The 9,881-nt window shown below is 70.4% G+C and carries 10 protein-coding genes; 4 read left to right on the forward strand and 6 right to left on the reverse strand.

The window, feature by feature from the left end; translation table 11 throughout:
* Positions 1-197: 197 nt before the first annotated feature.
* A complete protein-coding gene (locus ACTJJ4_RS08990) occupies positions 198-1,127 on the reverse strand; it encodes a helix-turn-helix transcriptional regulator (protein WP_440943013.1) in 930 nt (309 codons plus the stop codon).
* A gap of 177 nt (positions 1,128-1,304) precedes the next feature.
* On the opposite strand from ACTJJ4_RS08990, the gene ACTJJ4_RS08995 reads away from it, so the two are divergent.
* Positions 1,305-2,363, forward strand: a complete 1,059-nt coding sequence (locus tag ACTJJ4_RS08995) for an NAD(P)H-dependent flavin oxidoreductase (RefSeq protein WP_440943014.1) — start codon at positions 1,305-1,307, stop codon at positions 2,361-2,363.
* Between the two features lie 178 nt (positions 2,364-2,541).
* Here the strand turns inward: ACTJJ4_RS08995 and ACTJJ4_RS09000 are convergent, their stop codons facing one another.
* The 4 genes from ACTJJ4_RS09000 to ACTJJ4_RS09015 all read right to left on the reverse strand — a co-directional run bounded on the left by ACTJJ4_RS09000 (position 2,542) and on the right by ACTJJ4_RS09015 (position 5,054).
* Positions 2,542-3,114 (reverse strand): NADPH-dependent FMN reductase, encoded by a 573-nt coding sequence (locus ACTJJ4_RS09000; RefSeq protein ID WP_292704381.1) that lies wholly within the window; start codon positions 3,112-3,114, stop codon positions 2,542-2,544.
* A gap of 56 nt (positions 3,115-3,170) precedes the next feature.
* Positions 3,171-4,034, reverse strand: a complete 864-nt coding sequence (gene purU, locus ACTJJ4_RS09005) for a formyltetrahydrofolate deformylase (protein ID WP_440943015.1) — start codon at positions 4,032-4,034, stop codon at positions 3,171-3,173.
* Between the two features lie 172 nt (positions 4,035-4,206).
* Complete coding sequence (locus tag ACTJJ4_RS09010) at positions 4,207-4,749, reverse strand: Dps family protein (protein ID WP_440943016.1); 543 nt, start codon at positions 4,747-4,749, stop codon at positions 4,207-4,209.
* A gap of 35 nt (positions 4,750-4,784) precedes the next feature.
* Positions 4,785-5,054: a DUF7218 family protein gene (locus ACTJJ4_RS09015; protein WP_440943017.1), complete on the reverse strand. Its 270-nt coding sequence runs from the start codon at positions 5,052-5,054 to the stop codon at positions 4,785-4,787.
* Between the two features lie 241 nt (positions 5,055-5,295).
* Between ACTJJ4_RS09015 and ACTJJ4_RS09020 the strand changes: the two genes are divergently transcribed.
* Together ACTJJ4_RS09020 and ACTJJ4_RS09025 are read left to right on the forward strand one after the other, a co-directional pair.
* Entirely contained in the window at positions 5,296-5,931 is a 636-nt protein-coding gene (locus ACTJJ4_RS09020) for a flavodoxin family protein (protein WP_440943018.1), read from the forward strand.
* A 16-nt stretch (positions 5,932-5,947) separates the two neighbouring features.
* Positions 5,948-6,406: a glutaminase gene (locus ACTJJ4_RS09025; RefSeq protein WP_440943019.1), complete on the forward strand. Its 459-nt coding sequence runs from the start codon at positions 5,948-5,950 to the stop codon at positions 6,404-6,406.
* A 32-nt stretch (positions 6,407-6,438) separates the two neighbouring features.
* Here ACTJJ4_RS09025 and ACTJJ4_RS09030 read toward each other — a convergent pair whose 3' ends face one another.
* Positions 6,439-7,155 carry a glutamine amidotransferase-related protein gene (locus ACTJJ4_RS09030; protein WP_440943020.1) on the reverse strand — a complete coding sequence of 239 codons (717 nt, stop codon included), beginning with the start codon at positions 7,153-7,155 and terminating at the stop codon, positions 6,439-6,441.
* Between the two features lie 100 nt (positions 7,156-7,255).
* Here ACTJJ4_RS09030 and ACTJJ4_RS09035 point away from each other — a divergent pair, with 100 nt between their 5' ends.
* Entirely contained in the window at positions 7,256-9,805 is a 2,550-nt protein-coding gene (locus tag ACTJJ4_RS09035; RefSeq protein WP_440943021.1) for an ATP-dependent Clp protease ATP-binding subunit, read from the forward strand.
* Positions 9,806-9,881 lie beyond the last annotated feature (76 nt).

Consider the following 9,881-nt stretch of genomic DNA (forward strand, 5'->3'; position numbering starts at 1 on the left):
CCTGGCCGGGGTGGGTCGGGATCGGATGACGACGGTTCACGTGCACTCCTGGGGGATAGAGCGGATGCCCGTCATGGATCGGCGGGCTACAGGAATCTATCCTGCGGCGGCGCCGGTACGCCGCAGGACGCGACGCATGACGTCACGGGCGAAGAGGCTGTTCGCCATCTGTCATCAATATCCGTGCGTGGCAGCCGTCAGCGGCGACGTCCCGCCGTCGTGGCGGGAAGCACGCCGTAGGCGTCGCGGTAGGCCGCGGAGAACCGGGACGGGTGCGTGAACCCCCATCGGCGGGCGATCACGGCGATCGTGTCGGAGGTGCCCGCGAGCAGTTCGCGGTGCGCGCCCTCGAGACGCGCGCGTCGCAGCCGCTCCGCCGGCGTGCTGTCGAGCGCGCGCCGGAACGCGTACTGCAGGCCGCGGGTGGAGATGTGCACGGCGGAGGCGACATCGTCGACGGTGATCGGCAGGTGCGCGTTCTCATCGATGAAGTCGAGGGCCCTGCGCACGGTCGCCGGGGCGGCACGGGTCTGCGGATCCTGCTCCAGTGCGGTGCGGAAGGTGGTGGGGAAGGCGGTGAGGACCAGCCACAGCGCCTGGCGGTGCAGCCCGGCGATCACCAGCTCATCGCCTCCGTAGTCCTCCAGAGCGGAGGTCATGAAGTCCATGGTCCTCGACCAGTGGGCATCGGCCGACCGGCGGTCGGGTGCGCCGGTCTGCACGCGCAGGCGGAGCGTGTCGTCGCCGCACATGCGCCGGGCGAGCTCCTCGGCTGAACGTCGTTCGAAGACCAGAGCCGAGACCCGCGCGGATTCCCACCGCGCCTCCACGCGTGCGCCGTCGGTGAGCCAGGGGCTGCCCGCGTCGAGAGGGCTGCGCTTCGTGCGCACCTCGGCGCTGGTGCCCGTCACCTGGCAGGCCAGCAGCTGATCCTCGGGCTCGACCACCGAGTGGATCTCGGCGCGCAGGTCGTAGCGCACCAGGCTGAAGCCCGACGCCTCGGCCGAGAACCAGTCGAAGCGGAACCGTTCGGGGTCGACGCGCTGCAGCGCGGCGGACGGCACGAACTGCTTCCAGGTCTCCTCGACCCGTGACGCATCGCGCGTCGAGAAGCGCAGTACGCTCATGAATTCCACCCCGGATCAGCGGGGACGCAACGCCCCTTCAGAAACCTATCCCAGTATTCCGGCTGCCAGGGCCAGGGCCAGGGCCAGGGTCAGGGTCAGGGCCAGGGCCAGGGCGGCGGCGTGCGCGATGCTGCCGGCGCTCGTAACGTCCCGTGCACGCGGGCGTAGCCTCGGAGCATGACCGACCTGCGTGTACCGTCCGCACTCACCGAACTGCTCGGCATTCGGCATCCGATCGTCCTGGCGCCCTTCGGTGGCCTCTCATCTGTGGCGCTCACCGCGGCGGTGAGCGAGGCCGGCGGCCTCGGCTCGTACGGTCTGTACGGCTACGACGGAGAGCGGATCCGCGCGACCGCGGCGGCGCTGCGCGAGGCGACAGCCGCGCCGTTCTCGCTGAACATCTGGCTGCCCACCGGCGACGAGGTGCTGCCCGGTCCGGAGCACGACGGCTATGCGGCTGCGCTCGAGGCCTTCTTCTCCGAGGTCGGGCTGGAACCGCCCGCGCGCCCTGAACGCTACCTCCCCTCGCTGGACGAGCAGCTCGACGCGATCTGGGAGGCGTCCCCTGCGGTGCTCAGCGTGGTGTTCGGGGTGCCGTCCGGCGCGCTGGTCGAGGAGGCGCATCGCCGTGGCATCCGCGTTGTCGGAACCGCCACGACCGTGGCCGAGGCGGTCGCGCTGGCCGACGGCGGAGTGGACGCGATCGTCGCGACCGGTGCCGAGGCGGCCGGGCACCGGGTGTCGTTCCTGAAGCCCGCGGAAGAGTCGCTGGTCGGGCTCGTCTCGCTGCTGCCGCAGGTGGCGGATGCCGTGGACGTGCCGGTCATCGCGGCCGGCGGCATCGGCGACCGGCGCGGCGTCGCCGCGGCCTTCGCGCTGGGGGCCTCGGGCGTGCAGGTCGGTACGTCGTTCCTGGCGACGGCGGAGTCCGCCGCGAACGAGGCGCACCGCGGAGCGATCCGGTCGACGGCGGCGGATGCCTCGGTGCTGACCCGCGCAATGAGCGGCCGGCTGTCGCGCGGCGCTCCCAACCGCGCCGTCCGCGAGATCGAGGCATCCGGCGCCATCGCGCCGTTCCCGGCGCAGAACTGGCTGACCGGGCGCTTCCGCGCGGTCGCGGGGCAGCGTGGTCTGGGCGAGTTGCAGTCGCTGTGGCTCGGACAGTCCGCCCCGCTGGCGCGCTGGGACACGGCATCCGAGGTCTTCGACGAGCTGCTGGCGGGCGTTCCCGCCTGACGCGGGCCGCCCAGGTCGCATTCGGTGCCGCTCTGCGCGATGGTTCGTCGCCCAGGTCGCATTCGGTGCCGCTATGACGGCCGGATGCCGGCATCAACTGCGACCTGGACGCGCGATCGAGCGGCATTCCGGGGCGAATCGCGACCTGGAGCCGCGATCCCGAGCGGGGTCCCGCGGGTCAGGGACGCGGGGCGGCGCGCAGCGGCGCGAGCGCCGCGTCCAGGGACGTCAGCTCGTTCAGCATCCGCTCCAGCATCGCCGCCTGTGAGTCGAGCGGCGTGAAGACGCCGTCCTCGATCTGCTTGAACGCCCACGGGATCTCGACGTTCACCGTGGTCGGCACGAGGCCGAGGGCCATCTCGGGCACCCTCAGCGCCGCGGTGCCGCGCGTGCCGCCGGAGATCCCGCCGTAGCTCACCGTGCCCAGCGGCTTGCGCCACCACTCCTGCGAGAGGTGGTCCATCGCGTTCTTCAGGGCGGGGGAGTAGCTGAAGTTGTACTCCGGCTGCACGAACAGCAGGGCGTCCGCGGCATCCACGCGCTCGCTCCATGCGATCGTCGACGGCTGCGTGTACTGCCGCAGCCGCGGATGATTCGGCTCGGTCATGAGGGGCAGCGCGATCTCCTTCAGATCCGCCCAGTCGATCTCGAACCCGCCGTGCCGCTCGACAGCGCCGCGCACCCACTGCGCGATCGGCAGGCCGATGCGGCCCTCTCGTACGCTCCCGACGACGATCATCAGCTTCGGCATGTGAGCCTCCCGGCGCTTCGTCTCAGTGTGCGGCCGCGTCTCAGGGCGACCGTGTCTCAGAGTATGACCGTGGATCGGCCGTGCACGATCACACGATCCTCGGCGTGCCACTTCACGGCGCGCGCGAGCACGTAGCGCTCCACGTCGGCGCCGCGGCGCTGCAGCTCGGCGGCCGACTCGGCGTGCGTGACGCGTGTGACGTCCTGCTCGATGATGGGTCCCTCATCGAGGTCGGCAGTGGCGTAGTGGGCGGTCGCGCCGATGAGCTTGACACCGCGCTCCTTGGCGCGCGCGTACGGGTTCGCGCCGATGAACGCCGGCAGGAAGGAGTGGTGGATGTTGATGACGGGCGCGCCGATCCGTCCGATGAAGTCGTCGGTGAGGATCTGCATGTAGCGCGCCAGCACGACCAGATCGACGTTGCCCTGCAGCAGCTCCAGCTGGCGCTCCTCCATCTCGGCCTTGGCATCGGGTCCGTCGCCGCGCGGGATGTGCACGAACGGGACACCGAACGAGCGCACCGACTCCGCCAGGTCGGGGTGGTTCGAGATGACCATGGTCACGTCGATGTCGAGCTCGCCGCGCTGCGTGCGCCACAGCAGCTCCATCAGGCAGTGGTCGTACTTCGACACGAAGATCGCCACGCGCTTGCGGTGGCTGGTGTCGTGCAGCGACCACTCCATGCCGAAGCGCTCGGCGACCTCGGCGATCGACGCCTCGAGCGCGGGACGGTTCGCCGCGAGGCCCTCCAGGTGCAGCACGGTGCGCTGGAAGAAGCGGCCGCCGTGCGCGTCCGTGGAGTGCTGGTCGAGCGAGATGATGTTCGCCCCGTGCGACGCCAGCACTCCGGCGACGGACGCGACGATGCCGGGCTGGTCGTCGCAGGCGATGAGGAGGCGGGCGGTGTCGGACTGAGGCATGGATGCTCCTGAGCTGAGATCCCTCGGGCGGAGAGACGCGGAGGTGTGCCTCGATTCTGCCCTTCTCGCGCCGACCCGGCGAATCCCGGCCGTCATGGACCGGCTGTGCGGGTCCATGACGGCCGGAGCCGCGGCCTCGCGGCGGCGGGAGGACCACCGCCGCGAGAGTGCATCACGCCGGAGTGCGGTTCTCGGCGCTCACCATCCAGGCGAACTGCTCGAGCTCCTCGAGGACGACGTGCAGGATGTCGGCACTGGTGGGGTCCTCCTCGTCGACCGCGTCGTGCACGTCGCGCACGGTCGCGATCGCGGCCTCCAGCCGCTCGGTGACCAGATCGACGGTGTCGGTCGTGCTGACCTCGCCTTCCGGGTAGGGCGGCAGCGAGGTGGTGTCGGCCACCGTGCGGCTGCGTCCGTCGGGGATGGCGTGCAGCGCCCGCATCCGCTCGGCGACCGTGTCGCCCAGACGCCGCGCCGCCTCGACCACCTCGTCCAGCTGCAGGTGCGTGTCGCGGAAGTTCTTCCCCACGACGTTCCAGTGCGCCTGCTTGCCCTGGATCTGCAGGTCCACCAGGTCGACCAGCACCCGTTGCAGGCTCTGGCCCAGCTGCTCGGAGGCGTGGAATCCGCTCTCGGCGTTCTGGTCCTTCGTGAGCGGGGTGGTGCTCTGCTTCTTCGCGGCCTGCGTCGAGCTCGGTTTCTTCGTGGGCGTCATCTTCGTTCTCCTCCGGTCCTTCTCAGTGGTCTTCGTCAGTGATCGCGCAGCATCGAGATCAGCTCGGACTTGCGCTTGTCGGAGTAGCCCTTGAGGCCGAGCTCCTTCGCGCGGGACTTGAGCTCGTCGACCGTGCGGTCCTCGTAGTCCTCGGCCGTGCCGCCGCGCTTGCCGACGGACTTCCGCCCGTCACGGGCAGCGGCGTTCGAGATGCGCGCCGCCTTCTCCTTCGAGGCTCCGTCATCGCGGAGCTCTTCGTAGAGATCCGGATCCTTCAGGCTGTTCGAGCCGCGTCCACGGGGCATGATGCTCTCCTTCTCCGTCGTGTCTGTCTCGCCAGGATGCCGAGGCTCCCGCCGTCACCGACAGGGGGTTGACACCGTCGTGCGCCGACCTGCACCCGGTCCCGCCTGCCGCCGCGGGCTGTCGCCGTTAGCACCGCCGGATGGGCGAGTCAACGCGGGGGACAGCGTGGCCGCCGGGTGTCAGTGTCGTCCTGCAGCTCGTACGCAGGGGCTCCGCCCCGATCGACCGAGAGGAATCACCATGGATGACCAGGCACCGCAGCGCGAGGGCGGACTGACCGCACTGACCATCTCCTGCACGCTCAAGCCCTCGCCGGCGCAGTCGAGCTCCGAGAAGCTCAGCGGGCAGATCAGCAGTCTCCTCGAGGAGCATGATGTCGCGACCACGCATGTGCGGGCGGTCGACCACGACATCCTGCCCGGGGTGGACAAGGACATGGGCGAGGGTGACGAGTGGCCGTCGCTTCGCGAGAAGGTGCTGGCCGCCGACATCGTCGTGCTCGTGACGCCCACGTGGCTCGGCCAGCAGTCCAGCGTCGCGCAGCGCGTGCTCGAGCGCCTGGACGCCGAGCTCGGGGAGACCGACGCCGAGGGCCGCCCCACCCTGTTCGACAAGGTCGCGCTGGCCGGCGTGGTGGGCAACGAGGACGGTGCGCATCACATCGTGGCGGTGCTGTACCAATCGCTCGACGATGTGGGCTTCAGCGTGCCGGCGCAGGGATGCGTGTACTGGAACGGCGAGGCGATGCAGAAGACCGACTACAAGGATCTGCCCGAGACCCCCGCCTCCGTGGAGTCGTCCATGCGCACGGCGGTCGCCAACGCGGTGCATCTGGCCCGGCTGCTGAAGCGGGAGGGATATCCCGCTACCGGGTGACGGCTAGCCTGAACGGGTGACCACGACCGCCGCACTCCTCGTCTCCGCGCGCGAGCGGCTGGCCGGCGTCCCGCGCGAGGGCCTCGGTCTGCTGCGCACCTCGCGCTGGCGACGGGATCGCATCGTGCGGGTCGGGGATGCCTGGCATCTGGGCGTGCTGCTGCTCACCGACGACGGAGTGCTCTCCACCGGCGAGATCCTCCGCGCAGCCGAGGAGGTGCGCCGCGGGTACACCGCGGAGTCGTCCCGGGCGCGTGCCGAGCGGCGCGCGATGGCCCGGCGCGGCGGATTCGCCGAGGGCGAGGTCGTGCACCTCGGCTGGGAACGGCTGGATGCGGATGCCGTGGACGCCGGCGAGGCCTCGGGCCCGCTCGCGCTGCTCGACGGTGAACCGGCGGTGCGCTGGTCGGCGACCGGCGGGCTGATGCCCCTGGCAGGCTACCTGGACGAGAAGATCGCCCTGTTGCAGAGCTGACGTCCGTGTTGCGGGGTGCCCATTGCGGGCGCTCAGCCCCCGAGCATGGCCGGGAACCGTCCCAGCAGGTCGGCTCCGTCGACGGATGCCGACAGCACCATCCGCTCGGTGGCCGCGTACTCGCTCGGGTCGAAGTAGCCGGACGCGCGGTACACCGCCATCCGATCGGCGAAGTCCTGCGGTGACGCCTCGGGGTGGAACTGCGTGGCGTACAGGTGCTCGCCGACCCGGTACGCCTGCACCGGGCAGTCGTCCTTGGTGGCCAGCAGCACGGCACCCGGCGGCGTCTCGGCTGCGGACTCCTTGTGCGCGGTGAACACGCTCATCGACGGCGCGTTCGGGCCGAAGAGCGGATCCTCCGCGCCGTCGGCGGTGAGACGGATGCGCGACGCCTGCACCCGCTCGGGGTGCTCCATCGTGACGCGGCCGCCCAGCATCCGGGTCACGACGCCGATCCCGTAGCAGGTGAACAGCGCCGTGGCGGCGCCGGTGAGGGCACGGTCCGCGATGCGCTCCAGGTCGCGTTCGACCGTCTTCTGCGTCTCGTCCTTCACGGCGTCCGTGACGTTGAACGGCGAGCCGCCGATCACGAAGCCGTCGTACTGCTGCCACTCGACGGTCTCCAGCGAGGCGTGCAGCAGGTCGAGGCGATCCAGCTGCGGGATGCCGAGGTCGCGGGCGAAGGAGCGGTGCTCGGCATCGGCCGCGCTGCGCTCCGGGCGCACGCAGACGTAGAGCACCGAGGACATGCGATCGAGTCTATTCGCGGATTTGCGCTCGGCCGGGAATAGGCGTCATCATCTGTTGTTGAACTTGACAGAAGTACGCTCAAGTTTGAGAGGAAACCCCATGCCCAACGACTTCAACGAGGCGGGCTCGGGCTCGTTCGACGAGTTCCTGGCCCGTTACCTCGCAGGTGAGCAGGCCCGGCAGGCGCGATCGATCGACCTCAGCCGCTTCCTCACCGCGCGCACCCAGCAGATCCTGCAGCGTGCCGGTCGTTTCGCGCTCGAGCGCGGTCAGACCGAGCTCGATGCGCTGCACGTCCTGCGCGTGATCGTCGCTGACGAGGCCGTCGCCGAGGCGATCTCCCGGATCGGCGTCGACCCCGCCGCGATCGTGGATGCCGTGGATGCGCGCCTGCCGATGCCCGGCGAGTCCTCCGACGACGGCGCCGCCACGATCACCCCGAGCGCCAGCCGGGTGCTGTTCCACGCCTACCAGGTGGCCCGTTCCTCGGGCTCCACCTATATCGAGCCGGAGCACGTGTTCTTCGCGCTCGTGATCGGTCAGGATGCGCCCTCCGGCCAGATCCTCGCGCGCGCCGGGGTCACCGCCGAGGCGCTCACGCAGAGCCTGCGCGGAGAGCCGGTGCACGCCGGCGTCGCACCGCAGGACGAGCACGCCGAGAACACGGCATCCGAGACCCCGATGCTGGACAAGTACGGCCTCGACCTCACCGCTCGCGCCCGCGCAGGCGAACTCGACCCCGTGATCGGCCGCAGCGTCGAGATCGAGCAGACCATCGAGATCCTCAGCCGCCGCACCAAGAACAACCCGGTGCTGATCGGTGAGGCCGGCGTCGGCAAGACGGCGATCGTCGAGGGTCTGGCCCGCGCGATCGTCGAGGGCGCGGTGCCCGCCGCGCTGAAGGACCGTCGCGTGGTGTCGCTCGACCTGCCCGGCATGCTCGCCGGCACCCGCTACCGCGGCGACTTCGAGGAGCGTCTCACCAAGACCATGGACGAGATCTCCGCCCACAAGGGCGAGATCATCGTGTTCCTCGACGAGCTGCACACCGTGGTCGGTGCGGGCGGCTCCGGCGAGGGCGGCACGGATGCCGGAAACATCCTCAAGCCCCGCCTGGCCCGCGGCGACCTGCACCTCGTCGGTGCGACCACGCTGAGCGAGTACCGCAGGATCGAGAAGGACCCGGCGCTGGAGCGCCGCTTCCAGCCTGTGAAGGTGGGCGAGCCCTCCATCGAGGACGCCGTGCGCATCCTGCAGGGGCTGAAGCCCGCCTATCAGGAGCACCACGACGTGACGTTCACCGACGAGTCGATCCGTGCGGCCGTCGAGCTGAGTGCGCGGTACCTGCCCGACCGGGTGCTGCCCGACAAGGCCATCGACCTGATCGATCAGGCCGGTGCCCGGCTGCGTCTGCGGCTCGGAGTGGTGCCGGATGTCAGCGCGCTGATGGCGGAGCTGGCCGATCTCGAGTCGCGCAAGAACGCCGCGGTCGGCGCCGAGCACTACGAGGAGGCCTCCCGCATCCGCGACGAGATCGCCGACGTGCAGCGCCGGATCGACGAGTCGCGCACGTCCGCGTCCGGTTCCGCCTCGGGTGAGGCCGTGGTCGACGAGGCGCAGATCGCCGCCGTGATCTCGCGTGCCACCGGAATCCCCGTCAGCCGGCTGACCGAGAGCGAGCGCTCGCGGCTGCACGAGCTGGAGGCCGATCTGCATGCCCGTGTGATCGGGCAGGACGACGCGGTGACCGCGGTCGCGCGCGCCGTGCGTCGCAGTCGCACCGGGATGGGCGACGCCCGTCGTCCCGTCGGCTCGTTCCTGTTCCTCGGCCCCACCGGCGTCGGCAAGACCGAGCTGGCCAAGGCCCTGGCCGATCGCCTGTTCGACGACGAGAACGCCGTGATCCGCTTCGACATGAGCGAGTTCGGCGAGCGGCACACGGTGTCGCGTCTGGTCGGTGCCCCTCCGGGATACGTCGGCTACGACGAGGCCGGTCAGCTCACCGAGCGCGTGCGGCGCAACCCGTACTCGATCGTGCTGTTCGACGAGATCGAGAAGGCGCACCCCGACGTGTTCAACCTGCTGCTGCAGGTGCTCGACGACGGTCGCCTGACCGACGGGCAGGGTCGCACGGTCGACTTCCGCAACACGGTGATCGTGATGACCTCGAACATCGGCTCGGAGTTCCTGGCCTCGCGGTCGGGCGCACTCGGGTTCGTGGCGTCGCAGGATGCCTCGGGCTTCGCCTCCCAGGAGGATCTGAAGGCCCGTGTGATGGGCAAGCTGCGCGAGGCGATGCGGCCGGAGTTCCTGAACCGGATCGACGAGATCGTGATCTTCCAGAAGCTGACGCAGACGGAGATCGGCGAGATCGTGCGGCTCATGCTGCAGGCGACGGCCGCGCGGCTCGCGGGTCGCGAGGTCTCGTTCGAGGTCACGGATGCCGCGGTGGCGTGGCTGGGCGAGCACGGCTACGAGCCGGAGTACGGCGCGCGCCCGCTGCGCCGCCTGATCCAGAACGAGGTGGACGACCGCATCGCGGATCTGTTCGTCGCGGGTTCGCTGGTCGACGGCGGCCGGGTGGTCGTGGATGCCGCGGAGGGAGCCCTCACCGTCAGCTCCGCCGCTCATCTGGCGACAGCGGCCTGACCTTCATGTGGCTCGAATGGCCGTCTCACCCTCGGGTGAGGCGGCCATTCGCATGAGCGGCCTCGGCTCCTGCGGC

It is taken from the genome of Microbacterium sp. 22195, assembly GCF_052056515.1.
GTDB lineage: Bacteria > Actinomycetota > Actinomycetes > Actinomycetales > Microbacteriaceae > Microbacterium.